The sequence below is a fragment of the Anaerovibrio lipolyticus DSM 3074 genome (assembly GCF_900141865.1).
In the GTDB taxonomy this organism is placed as follows: Bacteria; Bacillota; Negativicutes; order Selenomonadales; family Selenomonadaceae; genus Anaerovibrio; species Anaerovibrio lipolyticus.
The window spans coordinates 1-15,319 of sequence record NZ_FQYW01000006.1 but is presented as its reverse complement, the minus strand read 5'-3'; the positions used below and the strand labels follow the sequence as shown (position 1 = coordinate 15,319).

The window sequence follows — 15,319 nt, the reverse complement described above, 5'->3', positions numbered from 1 at the left end:
CCTTGTGGTTATTGGCTTGAAAGCACATTAAAAGTATGATAATATGAGATATGTATGCGAGTGTAATTTTTTTATTATATTAGGGAGGGTTTAATTTGCGTACGATCAATGTTGAACAGATCACAGCAGAAGTAGCGCAGATGTGTAAGGAAGCTGCCTACTATTTACCTCAGGACGTGTATGAAGCTCTTAAGAAGGGCCGTGAGACAGAGGAGTCTCCAGTTGGTCAGGTTGTTCTTGATCAGATCATTCGCAACTCTGAGATTGCTAGAGCTGAGGATCGTCCTATCTGCCAGGATACTGGTATGACCATTATTTTCCTTGAGGTAGGTCAGGATCTTCATATCGAGGGTGGCGATCTGACAGAAGCTATCAACGCTGGCGTTGCTAAGGGCTACACTGAGGGTTATCTTCGCAAGTCCGTTGTTGCTGAGCCTTTATTTGACCGTAAGAATACTCAGAACAACACACCAGCTATTATTTATACCAAGATTGTACCAGGCGATCAGCTTAAGATTGAGCTGACCTGCAAGGGCTTTGGCTCCGAGAACAAGGGCGGTATCAAGATGCTGGTTCCTGCTGATGGTGTTGAGGGTGTTAAGAAAGCTGTTCTGGATATTATCCAGCATGCAAGCTGCAACCCATGCCCACCAATGGTTGTTGGTGTAGGTATCGGCGGCACTATGGATCAGGCTGCTTATCTTTCCAAGCGCGCTCTCATGCGTAAGATTACTGAGCGTAATGCTCATCCTGATTACGCTGCACTGGAGAACGAGCTCCTCGGCCTTATTAACAAGACCGGTATCGGTCCTCAGCTTGGCGGTACTACTTCCGCATTGGCTGTAAACATCGAGTGGGGTCCTACTCATATTGCCGGCCTGCCGGTAGCAGTTACCATCTGCTGCCATGCTTGCCGTCATTCCCATCGTGTTCTTTAATATAGGAGGTTTATATAATGGCTGAGACAATTCGTATAACTACTCCTCTTAAAGAAGAGGATTCCCGCAAGCTCCGTGCTGGCGACAGCGTGCTTATTACTGGTACTATCTACAGTGCCCGTGATGCTGCACACAAGGTTATGACTGAGGCTCTGGCTCGTGGCGAGAAATTGCCAATCGACTGGAATAATCAGATAGTTTACTATCTTGGTCCTACACCTGCAAAGCCAGGCGATCCAATCGGTTCCTGCGGTCCTACTACTGCTGGTCGTATGGATGCTTATACCCCTACCATGCTTGAGCAGGGTATCAAGGGTATGATCGGTAAGGGCTCCCGTGCTCCAGAGGTAGTCGAGTCCATGAAGAAGAACGGCGTTACTTACTTCGCTGCTGTTGGTGGTGCTGCTGCCCTCATCGCAAAGTCCGTTAAGAAGTACACCGTTATTGCTTACCCTGAGCTGGGGCCAGAGGCTCTTGCTGCTCTTGAGGTTGAGGATTTCCCTGCAATCGTAGTTATCGATTCTGAGGGTAATGACTATTACGAGATTGGTCAGAAACCATATCGTAAGTTATGATATTAAATACTTTCCTGTGTGAAAGAAAATTTTAGGAGGTCAAGAATGATTAACGTATCTTTTTATCTTCGTCGACTGCATTCCCTGTGCGGACTTGTATTGCTCGGCGGTGTGCTGATTGAGCATTTGCTCACAAATGCATCAGCAATGGGCGGCCCAGAGGTGTTCAATAACGGCTTAGCAATGATGGAGCAGATTCCTCAGCCAATTTTCCTTGGCATTGAGATTTGCCTCTACGCTGTACCTATCCTGTTCCATGGTATCTACGGTGTATATATTGCTATGCAGGCTAAGAACAACCCTAGTGAGTACGGTTATTCCCGTAACTGGAAGTTCGCTCTTCAGAGATGGACTGCTTGGTATCTCGTAGCATTCCTCATCTGGCATGTTGGTTACCTTCGTATTTACACTAAGGGCATCATGGGTGAGCATATCAGCTATGCTTTGGTTCAGTCCACTTTGGCTAACCCAGTTGTATTTGCTTTGTATGCTATTGGTATGTTTGCTGCAATCTTCCATTTCTGCAATGGTATCACTACCTTCTGCATGACTTGGGGTATCACCAAGGGACCTCGTTCCCAGTGTGTTGTTGACAAGGGTGCTATGGGTCTTTGCGTACTCATGTGCCTGTTCACTTTGGCATTCATGTCTTCTTACTTCATGTAATAGAGTAAGAGTGTCGTAGTAGTAAAGATTTATTTATAAGGAGAGAACCTACGTGGCTAAAAATAAGATTATTGTAGTAGGTGGCGGCTTATCAGGTTTGATGGCTACCCTTAAAATTTGTGAAGCTGGCGGCGAAGTAGATTTATTCTCTTACTGCCCAGTAAAGCGTTCTCACTCCCTCTGTGCACAGGGCGGTATTAATGCCTGCATGGATACCAAGGGTGAGCACGATTCCATCTATGAGCATTTCGATGACACCGTATACGGTGGTGACTTCCTGGCTGACCAGCTGGCTGTTAAGGGCATGGTTGAGGCAGCTCCAAAGCTCATTAAGATGTTTGATCGTATGGGTGTACCTTTCACTCGTACTCCAGAAGGCGTTCTTGACCTCCGTAACTTCGGTGGCCAGAAGAACAAGCGTACTTGCTTTGCCGGTTCCACCACTGGTCAGCAGCTCCTCTATGCTCTTGACGAGCAGGTTCGTCGTTGGGAAGTTAAGGGCGGCGTAACCAAGTACGAGTTCTGGGAATTCGTTAAGATCTTCAAGGATAAGAACGGCGTTTGCCGTGGTATCATTGCTCAGAGCATGAACTCCATGGAAATCAAGGCTTTCAAAGCTGATGTTGTTATTCTTGCAACCGGTGGCCCTGGTCAGGTATTTGGCCGTTGCACCGCTTCCACTATTTGTAATGGTTCTGCAGTTTCTGCAGTATATCAGCAGGGCGCAAAAATTGCTAACCCTGAGTTCATTCAGATTCATCCAACCGCAATCCCAGGCTCTGATAAGAACCGTCTGATGTCCGAGGCTTGCCGCGGTGAGGGTGGTCGTGTATGGGTTTACAGAGATGGTAAGCCTTGGTACTTCCTTGAGGATATGTACCCAGCTTATGGTAACCTCGTTCCTCGTGACGTAGCATCCCGTGCTATTTTCAAGGTTTGCGTTCACATGGATCTTGGTATTAACCATGACCGTCGTGTATACCTCGATCTGTCCCACATTCCTGCAGATTATCTGGAGCGCAAGCTGGGCGGTATCATCGAGATTTACACTGAGTTCGTTGGTAAGGACCCTCGTAAGGTTCCAATGGAGATTTTCCCTTCCGTTCATTATTCCATGGGCGGTATCTATGTAGATAGAAAGCATTTCACCAACATTCCTGGCCTCATGGCTTCCGGTGAGTGCGACCATCAGTATCACGGTGCAAACCGTCTTGGTGCTAACTCTCTGTTGTCCGCTGCTTACTCCGGTACTGTTTCTGGTCCAGAGGCTATGAAGTGGGCTAAGGAGAACGTATCCAAGCTGTGTGAAATCACCGATGCTGAAATCGAGGCTGCACGCAAGGAAGTTCAGGATGAGTATGACAAGATTCGTCAGATGAACGGTCCTGAGAATGCTCATAAGCTCCATCAGGAGATGGGCGAGATCATGTACGAGTATGTATCCATCGAGCGTGATAACAACGGTTTGGATATCTGCCTCGGCAAGCTGAAGGAAATCCTGAAGCGTTGGGAGAACATCGGCGTAACTGACCATGGTAACTGGGCTAACCAGGAGGCTATGTTCGTTCGTCAGCTCCGTAACATGATTATCTATGCTATGGCTATCACCAAGTCTGCTCGTTCCCGTGATGAGTCCCGTGGTGCACATGCAAAGATTATGCTGGATGAAAATGGCAAGCGCATTGAGAAGGATGGCGAGTTACAGTTCTATCCTCGTAACGATGAGAAGTTCATGTTTACATCCGTTGTAAGCTTTGATGCAGCAACTGAGGAGCCAGTTGTAACTTATGAGGAGTTTGAGCACTCCCTCATTAAGGCACGTCCTCGTAACTACGCTGTTGCAAAGAAAGAGTAATAGGGGGATAAAATAGAATGGCAGAACAGAAGAAAACAGTTAAGTTTATTATTGAGCGTCAGGATAGCCCTACCAGCAAGCCTTACACTCAGGAGTTCGAGATTCCATATCGTCCTGCTCTGAATGTAGTAGCTTCCCTGATGGAAATCCAGAAGAACCCTGTAACTACTGATGGCAAGAAGGTTGCTCCAGTAGTTTGGGAGTGCAACTGTCTGGAGAAGGTTTGCGGCGCTTGTATGATGGTTATTAACGGTCGTGCTCGTCAGGCTTGCTGCGCACTGATCGATGAGCTGGAGCAGCCAATTCGTCTGCAGCCAGCCAGAACATTCCCTGTAATCCGTGACCTCCTTATTGACCGTTCCGTAATGTTCGAGTCCCTCAAGCGCGTACAGGCTTGGGTTGAGGTTGATGGTTCTTGGGAAGTTAAGGATGCTCCTATCCAGAATCCTTACACTGCAACCACTGCTTATGAGATTTCTCACTGCATGACTTGCGGTTGCTGCTTGGAGGCTTGCCCTAACGTTGGTCCTCAGTCCGACTTCATTGGTGCATCTCCATCTGTACAGGCTTACTTGTTCAACCTCCATCCACTTGGAAAGTTCGACAAGGAAAAGCGTCTTGAAGCTCTTATGGGCAAGGGCGGTATTACCAGCTGCGGTAACTCCCAGAACTGCGTAGAGGTTTGCCCTAAGAACATTAAGCTGACTACTTATCTTGCACAGCTGAACCGCGATGTAAATAAGCAGGCTCTTAAGAACATTTTCAATAAGTAATTGAATATTTGTTGAATAGAAATGACTGTCGTGTTGATTTCAACACGGCAGTCTTTTTATGTGTATAAGATGGCAATTATATTTCTGTTGCGGGTCCTGTCATGGGTTGGCCCATTCATTCATTTCGCTAGTGTCACATCAAAATAGTACAGTGCTTCGAGAAATATTGACGGGCTACGCAGCCGTCAGCCACATCATATCGTCTTCGAGATGAACGTGCTGATGTGACATTTTACAGCTCCATTACTTCATGGGCTCATCCCATGCCACCCGCGAATAATAAACAAAAAGGAATTTGTTACCAAATGTCGTAATATAAAACATATAAACATGAATGTAGGAGGTGTTTGTATGTCCTTTCTTGGAGCTTGTGTTGTACCTCATCCGCCACTTATTTTGCCGGAGATTGGCCGGGGTGAGGAAAATAAAATATCTGATACTATAAAAGCATATAAGACTGTAGCAGCATGGATTGTGGAAAATAATCCTGATTTGGTGATTATTACCAGCCCTCATGCAACCATGTATGCTGATTATATGCAAATTTCCTCAGGTGACTCAGCAGAGGGGAGCTTTGCTAATTTTGGGCATCCAGAGCTGGCCTTCCATGTTGATTACGATGAGGAATTTGTTCAAAAGGTGACAGATACCGCTGAAGAAATAAAGCTGGCTGCGGGGACTCTGGGGCGTCAGGAGAGACACTTGGATCATGGAACAATGATTCCCCTGTATTTTCTCCAAAAGGCTGGATATAAAGGCAAGATCGTGCGGATAGGTCTTTCCGGACTTTCCAATATTCATCATTACACCTTAGGGATTCTTCTAAGGGAAACGGCGGATATTATGAATCGCCGTATGATGATAGTGGCAAGCGGTGATTTATCCCATAAGCTAAAGGCAGATGGCCCTTATGGTTTTGCCAAGGAGGGACCAGTATTTGACCAGCGTATGGCAGATTGCTTTTCCTCAGGAGATTTTCTGGAGCTGCTCACAACCCCATTTAAGCTGGCAGAAGGTGCCGCAGAATGTGGCCTGCGTTCATTTTGGATAATGGCGGGTGCCTTTGACTGCCTGGATGTGGATGCAGAGCTGCTGTCATGTGAGGGCCCTTTTGGCGTTGGCTATGGCGTGGCACGATTTATTCCTAAGGGAGAAAACGTTAAACGTAACATAGGCGAACAGGCCGTAGACAGTCATAAAAAGAATATGGAGGAGTTAAGGAAAAAAGAGGACGATTATTTAAGGCTGGCACGAAAAAGTCTTGAAAGCTATGTACGTTATCATAAACATATAGAAGTGCCTAAGGGATTGCCGGAGGAAATGATTAATACCCGGGCCGGTGCTTTTGTGTCCATAAAAAAAGCGGGTCAGCTCCGGGGATGTATAGGTACTATATTGCCTGTAAGGGATAGTTTGGCATCAGAAATCATCGCCAATGCCATATCAGCAGGAACGGCTGATCCCCGTTTCTCAGCAGTAACAGAGGATGAATTGGAGGATCTGGTATATGATGTGGATGTACTGTCGGAACCGGAGAATATAGAAAGCCCTGACCAGCTGGATGTGAAGCGGTATGGTGTGATTGTTTCCAGTGAAGATGGTTACAGGCGGGGACTGCTGTTGCCGGATCTGGATGGGGTAGATACTGTGGAGGAGCAGATTTCCATTGCCCGACGCAAAGGCGGGATTTCTCCAGAGGAAAAAATTAAATTACAACGGTTTGAAGTGACGAGACACGAATAAGAATATAGCCTGATAATCAAAGTTTATTTGAAAAACACTGCGATATATAGTAGAATTATTAAGGCTTAGTATATTTGTGTGAGGGATAGAATTGGCTAACAAGTTATTTGATATTATAAAGTCAGATTTGGCTGAGCTGGAAACGGCTTTGCATGAATCTGTGGTTTCTCCGGTTGCCACCATCACTGAGATTGGCAATCATCTGATAAAGGCTGGCGGCAAGAGATTGCGTCCTGCAATGTTTTTTTTGGCTGCCCGTTGCAGTGAGAATTTTGATTTAAAAAGAGTTATGCCACTGGCTGTGGCATTAGAGCTTATACACATGGCTTCACTGGTGCATGATGATGTTTTGGATAGTGCCGCTACCCGTCGTGGTGAGGCTACTGCCAATGCCAAGTGGGGCAACCAGCTGGCTATTTTGGCAGGGGATTATCTCTTTGCGAAAGCCTTTGTGCTGGTGACGGAAAACGGCTATGGTGAGAGGGTCAACAACCAGCTTTCCAGACTGTTGGCGGATCTTTCCGCCGGTGAGCTCATTCAGAACAAGGAAATCTATAAGGCGTCCTGTGATACTGAGGAATACTATGAGCGTATTGCCATGAAGACTGCCAATTTCCTGGCCATCAGCTGTCAGCTTGGTGCCCACGTTATGGGACTTCCGGAAAAGGATGTTCAGGCCTTGTACGACTATGGTTACAGTGTAGGTATGGCTTTCCAGCTTACTGATGATTTACTGGATCTCACTGGTGATTCCAAGACCATTGGTAAGCCAGCAGGCAATGATATTCTTCAGGGCATTATTACCTTGCCGGCTATTAGAGCTTTGGAAACCTCTCCAGATAAGGATGAGCTGCTTTCGATAGTCACTAATCGCGATATGACCAAGGAGGACTTGAGCAGGGCCCTGGAGATTGTAAGGGCAACAGATGGTATTGATTTTACCAAGAATAAGGTTGAGGAATATCTGGACCGAGCAAGAAATGTCCTGCCGGAGAGTATTCCTGAGGATGTGAGAGCTGCCTATATGATGGCTGCTGATTTCATTGCTGGCAGAGAATTCTAAGAAGATATGTTTCTTTCACGGAGGTAACGTGATGTTTGGCATAGGAGCCCCAGAATTAATTGTTATTCTTATCATTGGACTTATTGTGTTTGGCCCTGGCAAGCTGCCTGAATTGGGCAGAACCCTGGGTAAAACCATAAGGGAATTCCGCAAGGTGTCCAACGGCATTATGGAGGATGAGCCCGTTGAAAAGACTGCCAAGAAGCTGGAGGCTTCCACTGAAGAGAAGAAAGTGGATGAATCGGCTGAGCCTTCTGGTATGGTTGATGGTAAAGATAAACAGTGATAATTGTATATCCCCTTCATTTTCTGGAGGGGATATTTTTTTAGAGATTTAATATATTTCCAGCTTCATAGAAGCTCGAATGGAATTTTTTCTACTTTTAGAAGAAAAAATTGAATAATGGGGTTATAATTGAGTAGATAGAAAAGATTATATATTGGTAGGAGGCATATTATGTTTGGTGGATTTGGCGTACCAGAACTCATTTTAATTTTAATTATTGGTCTTGTTATTTTTGGACCTGGCAAATTGCCTGATATCGGCAAGGCCTTTGGCAAGAGCATTAAAGAATTCAAGTCTGCACAGAGCGGCAGTGATGATAAGGACACTATCAATATCACTGCCGAGTCTAAAGATAAATCCAAGGATGAAGCGTAATTATGGGTGCAGATGAAGAAAAGTTAGAGGATATTGAATCAGAGGGCATGGCTGAAAATGAGGAAATCGCCAGCCTGGAAAATGATGATGAAATGTCCATAATTGACCATCTGACGGAGCTGAGGCGGCGCCTTATTCGTTGTGTCGTGGCTGTTCTGTTGGGAAGCTGTATAACCTATGTCTTTGATGAGGACATAATGCAGTTTTTGCTGGCACCGGCGGGAAAACTATATTTTATGCATCCCGGCGAGGCCTTTTTTTCCTATGCAAAGGTGGTTTTGTTTTCCGGATTTCTATTAGCTACTCCGGTGGTTTTTTACGAAATCTGGCGTTTTTTTGTGCCGGCCTTTACCAGACGGGAGCGGATGGTGCTGGGAATCATGGTTCCAAGCTCAATTTTATTATTTTATACGGGACTGGCCTTTTCATTTTTCCTGATTGTGCCGATTGGCATAAAATTTTTTATGGGAATGGGCTCAGATGATTTGTCGCCACTGTTTTCCATTGAGAAGTATCTTGATTTTATAATTACATTTCTGTTGCCCTTTGGGCTGGCCTTTGAGTTGCCGCTTGTTATTATAATAATGGCAGCCATTGGGTTGGTAACTTCCCAACAGCTCAAAAAATATTTCAGATACGTATTTTTTGTTTCCTTTATCGTTGGTGCCCTGCTGACACCGCCGGACATAATCTCCCAGATTACTCTGGCACTTCCGCTGACGGCACTGTATGGACTGAGTTATTTGGTTGTAAGATTCATTTTAAGAAAGTAGGAGGCTAAGCATGGCTTTTAAGGATTTGCGGGAGTTTATAGCTGAATTGGAGAGCCGCGGTTTACTGAAGCGTATTAAAACTGAGGTGGACTGTGAGCTGGAAATCACAGAGATAACGGACCGGGTATCCAAAATGGAGGGGGAGAAAAATGTCGCTCTGCTCTTTGAGAATGTAAAGGGCTACGATATGCCGGTGCTCATGAATGCCTTTGGCAGCATGGAGCGTATGGCTATTGCCTTTGGTGTGGAAAAACTGGATGATATAGCGGATGAGCTGAGGGAAATCCTGCGTCTTCCTTATATTTCCGTTTCCCATAAAATGGATTTGCTCAGCATAATTCCAACTGCAAAGGGGGCTATTAATTTCCCTAAGTATGTGAAGAAGGCACCTTGTCAGGAGGTGGTTATCACCGATAATCCATCTCTGGACAAATTCCCAATTTTGAAGTGCTGGCCTCAGGATGGTGGTCGCTTCATTACCCTGCCGTTGATTTTTACCAAGAATCCAAATACGGGAAAGCGCAATGTGGGTATGTACCGCCTTCAGAAGTATGACAGTAAAACCACTGGTATGCACTGGCATATCCATAAAAACGGCGCGGACAACTACCGTGACACCAAAGCTATGGGGGCACAGCGCATGGAGGTGGCAGTGGCCATCGGTACTGATCCTGTGGTGACCTATGCTGCAACAGCTCCACTTCCTCGTGATATTGATGAAATGGTATTTGCTGGCTTCCTCCGTCACAAGGGCGTGGAAATGGTAAAGTGCAAAACCGTTGATGTGGAGGTTCCTGCCCACGCAGAAATTATTCTGGAAGGTTATGTGGATGTGGATGAAACCCGTTGGGAGGGGCCATTTGGTGACCATACCGGCTATTATTCCCTGGCGGATTATTACCCTGTATTCCATATTACCTGTATTACCCATAGAAAGAATCCTATTTATCCGTCTACCATTGTGGGCAAGCCACCTATGGAGGACTGCTTCCTGGCAAAGGCCACGGAGCGTATTTTCCTGCCACTTCTTCAGCAGGCGATTCCGGAGATTATCGACATAAATATGCCATTGGAGGGCGTATTCCACGACTGCATCTTCGTATCCATAAAGAAAACCTACCCTATGCAGGCCAAGAAGGTTATGAATGCCCTGTGGGGAATGGGACAGATGATGTTCATAAAGATGATTATTGTGGTGGATGCCCATGTTGATGTGCAGAATCCAAAGGAAGTATGGTGGCGTGTATTCAATAACATCGATGCCAAGCGTGATCTGGTAATGGTGGAGGGGCCTCTTGATGTCCTTGACCATTCCTCCCCTATGGCAAAATGGGGTACCAAGGTGGGCATTGATGCCACCAAGTCCTGGCCGGAGGAAGGTCATACCCGTGAGTGGCCTGATGAAATTGAAATGACCCAGGATATAAAGGATTTGGTGGACTCAAAGTGGAAGGAGCTTGGACTTGACTGACAGTATGAATAGTTTTTGGCAGAAGATGGATGCTCATTTGAACAATGTGGCATTCTATCAGACTGTATTTTCCCTTCCCTTTGCATATATGGCGGCCTTTTTGGCTGCTGATGGCAAGCCGGATATTATGATAATGGTCTGGATTACCCTTACCATTGTGGCGGCCCGTAGTGCGGCCCTGGCTATGGATAACCTTATTGATTTGAAATACGATGTGGACCAGCCACGTTTTAAGGGACGTCCCATGGTGGCAGGCCAGCTCAATAAAAAGGATATTTATCTGCTGGTGGCCATTTGTTTTGCAGTGCTGATATTCTCCGTGTTGCAGCTGGATCCAATCTGCATTAAGCTGCTGCCGGTGGCGGCATTGCCATTTATCGTTTATCCATATATGAAGCGCATAACCTGTTTTTGCCACTACGTGTGTGGTATTGCAGTGGCCATGGCGCCTGCCGGAGGCTGGGTGGCTGTTACAGGCACCATTGACTGGCCTATGATCGTTCTGTTCGTGGCAGTGGCTCTCTGGATAGGGGGCTTTGATGTGGTATATGGTGCCCAGGATGAGGAATTTGACAAGGCACATGGCCTTCATTCCATGGCTACAGCTATTGGGGCCAAAAATGCCCTGCTACTGGCTAAGCTAACCCATGTGGTGTGCCTTGGGATATTCGTTTATATGGGTACTCTCTTTGATCTGGGGGCTATTTATTATTTGGGCGTGGTAGTTTCTGCGGCTGTGCTTTATTACCAGCATCGCCTAATTGCTATCAAGGGCTTTGGTGCCTTTACAAGAGAGTATTACATGCGAAATGGCATAGTATCTGTGGCCATGTTTTTCTTTACCTTGGCCAGTGTTTTTTTGAAGTAATAAAGCCTTCCCCTTTGGGGAAGGTGCCGAGCTTGCGAGGCGGATGAGGTGTTACAGCCTTGGTTCTCTCAGTTAGACTACTGGCTGAGGGGGGAACCAAGGCGGAATTAAAGTTGGAGGTAAGTTATGACGGCAAGATTATTGGAAGGCAAGTTTTTTGCGGCTAAAATCCGTGAGGAGGCAGGCAAGAGGGCTGCCCGGTTAAAGGAGAAATATGGCGTTACTCCTGGATTGGCAGTTATTATTGTGGGGGAAAATCCTGCTTCCCAGGTTTATGTGAGGAATAAGCACAAGGCCTGCACTGAGCTGGGCTTTTATTCCGAGGGCGTGGAAATGCCTGAAACCACTACCCACGAGGAGCTTCTTGCTGAAATCAACCGTCTTAACAATGACCCTAAAATTCATGGTATTTTGGTTCAGCTGCCACTTCCAAAGGCATTGCAGCCTTATGAGTCCGAGGTGCTGGAAGCAATTAACCCATTGAAGGATGTAGACGGCTTCCATCCTGTTAACGTGGGCCGTCTGGTAACCGGTCAGAAGGCGCTGGTACCGTGTACACCACATGGCTGTATCCGTATGCTGGAGCTGGCGGAGATTCCTATGGAGGGAGCCAAGGCTGTGGTTATTGGCCGCAGCAATATTGTGGGCAAGCCAATGCTTCACCTGCTTTTGGGCAAAAATGCCACCGTTACTGTCTGTCACTCCCGTACCAGGAATCTGAAAGATGTGGTAAAGGAAGCTGATATTGTGGTTGCCGCCGTTGGCAAGCCAAGGTTTGTCACTGCGGACATGATTAAGCCGGGAGCCACCGTAATCGACGTGGGCATCAACCGCATTGTCCCAAAGAAGCTGGTGGGGGATGTGGACTTCGACGCAGTTAAGGAATTAGCCGGTGCCATCACCCCTGTTCCGGGCGGCGTAGGCTTACTAACCATCGCTATGCTGATGCAGAATACTGTAGACGCAGCTGAGCTGCAAGTAAAATAGCCTTCCCCTCTGGGGAAGGGGGACCGCTGCGGTCCTATAATGGCGGTGGATGAGGTTTCTGTTGAGACATATTTAGTTTAATCAAGAAGCTTCGTTTCTCCAAGCTTATCAAGCAATAGATTCGTTTCTAAAACGGACAGTTCATTTTCCAGGGCATGCCATATTACACTGTCCCAGCTGTTGCGCACATAGAGCTTTTCAGCCTTTGCATAATATAAGAGGTGTTGTGTTTCATCGGGAGTCAGCTTCATGGCAATGGCCAGAGCCAAAATTTTATTTCGGGAGGTATTTTTGCGACCTGCGAAAATGTGATAGGCATATACCTTATCCAGACCGGATTGTTCAATTATGAGGGCTTTGTTTAGCCCTTTTTCTTTTATAAGCTCCTCCAGATGCTCACTCAAGGTCTGATTAACAAGCTCAGAATCATTGGCAGTCAGGTAATCCTCAACCCGCTTTGTTTCGCTCAGCTCATGCTCCAGACTGGCAGTAGTTTTATTTTTCATGGCTCCTCCAACTGAAATGATGTATTATTATATTAATCTAAGTGGTATGATAATATACTTTAGCGAGCAAAGCAAGGTGATATTATGGGGCAGGAGACTTCCAAGACTGCCATACAGCTGGCAGAGAAATTTATACAAAGCAAATATGAAAAAGTGCGTCTGCTCCACCAAACAGATAAGGCCGAGGTATGGCTGGCGGTCGACAGCACAGGCAGCTTTGTGGTAATAAAAAATATTAAGCTGGTCAATCTGCCCTACTCAATGCTTAAAGCAATGGGGAAAGCTCTTTGGCCGGAGGTTATATACTGCGCAGAGAATGAAGCTTATACAATTGTGGTGGAGGAATTTATAAACGGGAAATCCTTTGAAGAATTGCTGGAAAACAAGAGGTATTTGACGGAAACAAGGGCAAGGGAGCTGTTGTTACAGCTTTGTGATGGACTTATCATGCTCCACAGGAAAGGAATTATTCATCGTGACATAAAACCATCGAATATAATTTTGCAAGCTGTTGGCGGACATGACTTTGTCAGACTGATAGATTATGACGCTGCCCGAATTGTAAAGGAAGAACAAAAGGAAGATACCCGGCTGTTGGGCACCAAGGGGTACGCACCACCGGAGCAATACGGCTATGGTCAGACGGACCAGCGCAGTGATATTTATTCCTTGGGTATAACCTTTAAGGAAATGCTGGGAGAGAATTATAATGGCTGGCTAAGATCAATACTGCAAAAATGCACCGAGGTGGACGCACGTAGCCGTTACCAAACCGTTACAGAACTAAAGAGTGATTTGCTCCATCATAGACGTAACAAGCTGCTTAAGGCAGCGGGAATTGTGGCAGCAGCAATGGTAGCTGTGCTTGTGATATGGTCTAACGGGCAGCATTCCCATCAAGAAAAAATCCTTCCTCCTGCCGTGGAAGAAATCATGGAGGAAGTAAAAGAAAAGGTGCCTCTTCCTCCCGTAGAGGAAAAGACACCTGAGGTTGAAAAGAATAAGGTTCCATCACAGGAAAATGGCCCTGTACCAGCTGAGAATAAGCCAAACACCACAGAAAACGATAAGTCACCACAGGAAACGGTAACTAATAATGAAACGGGGAACAATGCTGTTTATGCCAAGTATTATTTTAATGGTGAACGGCAGGGGGAGTGGACGGATAGATTTGATAAACCAAGAAATGATTGGGGGACGTTTTTTACAATTCCGCCTAATATATGGAAAAATTGGGATGACTCTTATCCAAATGACTGGGAAGTACGCGTCACTGTGGAAAACAAGAGCAACGCACCTTGGGAAAATCCTTATCTTAGTGTATGGACCACAGATGGTGTCGGGGGAGAGTCAAAGGACTATTATGGAAATACTTTGGCACCGGGAGAGAGCTGTGTATATGTGGTGCCGCTAAATGAATTCAGATTGCCTGCCCTGCATAAGGAGAGGCGAAGACAGGAAATGCATTTCCAATTCTATGCCTCGGGAGATCAGTTGCTTTTTGGTGAAAGAACAGAATTTGTTTTTGAACTGATAAATAAATAGCGACCATAAAAATTGTCCCAGCGGGTAAACAAAACCTGCTGGGACATTTTGTATAATTGTAATAAGCTGCAATAGCTCTATTGAGGTTCATTTGGGTTGTTTTCTTGATCATATACGGCATTAAGAGTGATATCCACAATATCCTTGCCGGAATCACTTAAATCCAGATATTTCTGGAGCTGTCCGCTTATATGGGGAGATACTTCCCGTACCTTGCTTTCCAGTGTGGATTCCTCACGGCCAAGCAGGTAATCGACACTGACATTAAATAATACTGCCAATTCATTGAGCTTTCGTACAGGTTTGATGTCGCCACTTTCGTACTTGTTATAGGCGGTTCGAGTGATACCAAGATATTTGGCCACATCTTCCTGGGAAAGCTGCTTTATTTTACGAAGCTCCCGCAGTCGGGACGCTGTAATATCCATACGAAATCACTCCTTACTTTAATAAGTATAGGGGTTATTTTGCGTATGAAAAAAGTCGTGAGTTTAAGTTAGAATATTATTGTTTTATCGGCAGGATTTTGGGTACTTGATGTTGAAATAGCTTCCTGTATAATTCAAAGTGTAGACAACAGATAAGTCAAACTTAACAAAAAGAGATACCTCAGCTAAACTGTCATTACTGACCCTGAGAAGTTAGTAATAAACAGAAAAGAGAGGTATCTACAAAATGAAGTCTACACAAAACAAGAAGATCGAGCAAGTAAAAGAAACATCTATGATCGTCGGCATCGATGTCGGCAGTGAAAAACACTACTTCAGGGCTTTCAACTGGAGGGGGATCGAATTCACCAGAAAGCCTATCCCGTTCTCCAATTCTATGGCGGGATTTGACATGTTTCATTCGGCTGTGGCAGAGCTGATGGAAAACAACCATCTGGAGGAGGCTC

Annotated in this window: 15 protein-coding genes and 2 pseudogenes; 15 read left to right on the top strand and 2 right to left on the bottom strand. The window is 45.8% G+C overall.

The genetic code is table 11. The annotated features are described in order from the left end of the window. The first annotated feature begins 95 nt into the window (after nt 1–95). The 13 genes and pseudogenes from B6K08_RS03290 (at nt 96) to folD (ending at nt 12,373) form a co-directional block, all read left to right on the top strand. The gene (locus B6K08_RS03290) at nt 96–938 is read left to right on the top strand and encodes a fumarate hydratase (RefSeq protein WP_027397325.1); all 843 of its coding nucleotides are present in this window, start codon (nt 96–98) and stop codon (nt 936–938) included. 17 nt (nt 939–955) lie between these two features. Then, on the top strand, nt 956–1,513 hold the full coding sequence (locus tag B6K08_RS03285; protein ID WP_027397326.1) for a Fe-S-containing hydro-lyase: 558 nt from the start codon (nt 956–958) through the stop codon (nt 1,511–1,513). Nucleotides 1,514–1,558: 45 nt separating this feature from the next. Then, complete coding sequence (locus B6K08_RS03280; protein ID WP_027397327.1) at nt 1,559–2,179, top strand: succinate dehydrogenase/fumarate reductase transmembrane subunit; 621 nt, start codon at nt 1,559–1,561, stop codon at nt 2,177–2,179. 100 nt (nt 2,180–2,279) lie between these two features. Beyond that, entirely contained in the window at nt 2,280–4,034 is a 1,755-nt protein-coding gene (gene sdhA / locus B6K08_RS03275) for a succinate dehydrogenase flavoprotein subunit (protein ID WP_051555479.1), read from the top strand. A 17-nt stretch (nt 4,035–4,051) separates the two neighbouring features. Beyond that, nucleotides 4,052–4,807 carry a succinate dehydrogenase iron-sulfur subunit gene (sdhB, locus tag B6K08_RS03270; protein WP_027397329.1) on the top strand — a complete coding sequence of 252 codons (756 nt, stop codon included), beginning with the start codon at nt 4,052–4,054 and terminating at the stop codon, nt 4,805–4,807. A gap of 351 nt (nt 4,808–5,158) precedes the next feature. Beyond that, complete coding sequence (gene amrA / locus B6K08_RS03265; RefSeq protein WP_080325361.1) at nt 5,159–6,550, top strand: AmmeMemoRadiSam system protein A; 1,392 nt, start codon at nt 5,159–5,161, stop codon at nt 6,548–6,550. Between the two features lie 91 nt (nt 6,551–6,641). Continuing rightward, the gene (locus tag B6K08_RS03260; protein ID WP_080325360.1) at nt 6,642–7,613 is read left to right on the top strand and encodes a polyprenyl synthetase family protein; all 972 of its coding nucleotides are present in this window, start codon (nt 6,642–6,644) and stop codon (nt 7,611–7,613) included. Between the two features lie 31 nt (nt 7,614–7,644). Beyond that, nucleotides 7,645–7,777: pseudogene (gene tatA, locus B6K08_RS14305) on the top strand (twin-arginine translocase TatA/TatE family subunit); the annotation flags it as partial. Nucleotides 7,778–8,070: 293 nt separating this feature from the next. Beyond that, nucleotides 8,071–8,274 (top strand): twin-arginine translocase TatA/TatE family subunit, encoded by a 204-nt coding sequence (gene tatA / locus B6K08_RS03250; RefSeq protein WP_039212222.1) that lies wholly within the window; start codon nt 8,071–8,073, stop codon nt 8,272–8,274. 2 nt (nt 8,275–8,276) lie between these two features. Further along, the gene (gene tatC, locus B6K08_RS03245; protein WP_080325359.1) at nt 8,277–9,047 is read left to right on the top strand and encodes a twin-arginine translocase subunit TatC; all 771 of its coding nucleotides are present in this window, start codon (nt 8,277–8,279) and stop codon (nt 9,045–9,047) included. Nucleotides 9,048–9,057: 10 nt separating this feature from the next. After that, nucleotides 9,058–10,518, top strand: coding sequence for a menaquinone biosynthesis decarboxylase (locus B6K08_RS03240; RefSeq protein ID WP_027396242.1), 1,461 nt, complete (start codon nt 9,058–9,060; stop codon nt 10,516–10,518). A gap of 4 nt (nt 10,519–10,522) precedes the next feature. Further along, on the top strand, nt 10,523–11,386 hold the full coding sequence (locus B6K08_RS03235; RefSeq protein WP_080325445.1) for a 4-hydroxybenzoate octaprenyltransferase: 864 nt from the start codon (nt 10,523–10,525) through the stop codon (nt 11,384–11,386). A gap of 126 nt (nt 11,387–11,512) precedes the next feature. After that, nucleotides 11,513–12,373, top strand: coding sequence for a bifunctional methylenetetrahydrofolate dehydrogenase/methenyltetrahydrofolate cyclohydrolase FolD (gene folD / locus B6K08_RS03230; protein ID WP_080325358.1), 861 nt, complete (start codon nt 11,513–11,515; stop codon nt 12,371–12,373). A 77-nt stretch (nt 12,374–12,450) separates the two neighbouring features. Here folD and B6K08_RS03225 read toward each other — a convergent pair whose 3' ends face one another. Next, a complete protein-coding gene (locus B6K08_RS03225; protein ID WP_080325357.1) occupies nt 12,451–12,879 on the bottom strand; it encodes a hypothetical protein in 429 nt (142 codons plus the stop codon). A gap of 84 nt (nt 12,880–12,963) precedes the next feature. Between B6K08_RS03225 and B6K08_RS03220 the strand changes: the two genes are divergently transcribed. Next, nucleotides 12,964–14,424 carry a serine/threonine protein kinase gene (locus tag B6K08_RS03220; RefSeq protein ID WP_080325356.1) on the top strand — a complete coding sequence of 487 codons (1,461 nt, stop codon included), beginning with the start codon at nt 12,964–12,966 and terminating at the stop codon, nt 14,422–14,424. Between the two features lie 77 nt (nt 14,425–14,501). On the opposite strand, the gene B6K08_RS03215 is transcribed toward B6K08_RS03220, so the two are convergent. Beyond that, nucleotides 14,502–14,852 carry a helix-turn-helix domain-containing protein gene (locus B6K08_RS03215; RefSeq protein ID WP_039212212.1) on the bottom strand — a complete coding sequence of 117 codons (351 nt, stop codon included), beginning with the start codon at nt 14,850–14,852 and terminating at the stop codon, nt 14,502–14,504. 247 nt (nt 14,853–15,099) lie between these two features. Here B6K08_RS03215 and B6K08_RS03210 point away from each other — a divergent pair. Next, nucleotides 15,100–15,319 (top strand): annotated as a pseudogene (locus B6K08_RS03210) (hypothetical protein); the annotation flags it as partial.

Coding starts and splice junctions, on each gene's coding strand:
- B6K08_RS03285 (WP_027397326.1), top strand. CDS start 956: ATGGCTGAGACAATTCGTATAACTACTCCTCTTAAAGAAGAGGATTCC.
- B6K08_RS03280 (WP_027397327.1), top strand. CDS start 1,559: ATGATTAACGTATCTTTTTATCTTCGTCGACTGCATTCCCTGTGCGGA.
- sdhA (WP_051555479.1), top strand. CDS start 2,280: ATGGCTACCCTTAAAATTTGTGAAGCTGGCGGCGAAGTAGATTTATTC.
- sdhB (WP_027397329.1), top strand. CDS start 4,052: ATGGCAGAACAGAAGAAAACAGTTAAGTTTATTATTGAGCGTCAGGAT.
- amrA (WP_080325361.1), top strand. CDS start 5,159: ATGTCCTTTCTTGGAGCTTGTGTTGTACCTCATCCGCCACTTATTTTG.
- tatA (WP_039212222.1), top strand. CDS start 8,071: ATGTTTGGTGGATTTGGCGTACCAGAACTCATTTTAATTTTAATTATT.
- tatC (WP_080325359.1), top strand. CDS start 8,277: ATGGGTGCAGATGAAGAAAAGTTAGAGGATATTGAATCAGAGGGCATG.
- B6K08_RS03240 (WP_027396242.1), top strand. CDS start 9,058: ATGGCTTTTAAGGATTTGCGGGAGTTTATAGCTGAATTGGAGAGCCGC.
- B6K08_RS03235 (WP_080325445.1), top strand. CDS start 10,523: ATGAATAGTTTTTGGCAGAAGATGGATGCTCATTTGAACAATGTGGCA.
- folD (WP_080325358.1), top strand. CDS start 11,513: ATGACGGCAAGATTATTGGAAGGCAAGTTTTTTGCGGCTAAAATCCGT.
- B6K08_RS03225 (WP_080325357.1), bottom strand. CDS start 12,879: ATGAAAAATAAAACTACTGCCAGTCTGGAGCATGAGCTGAGCGAAACA.
- B6K08_RS03220 (WP_080325356.1), top strand. CDS start 12,964: ATGGGGCAGGAGACTTCCAAGACTGCCATACAGCTGGCAGAGAAATTT.
- B6K08_RS03215 (WP_039212212.1), bottom strand. CDS start 14,852: ATGGATATTACAGCGTCCCGACTGCGGGAGCTTCGTAAAATAAAGCAG.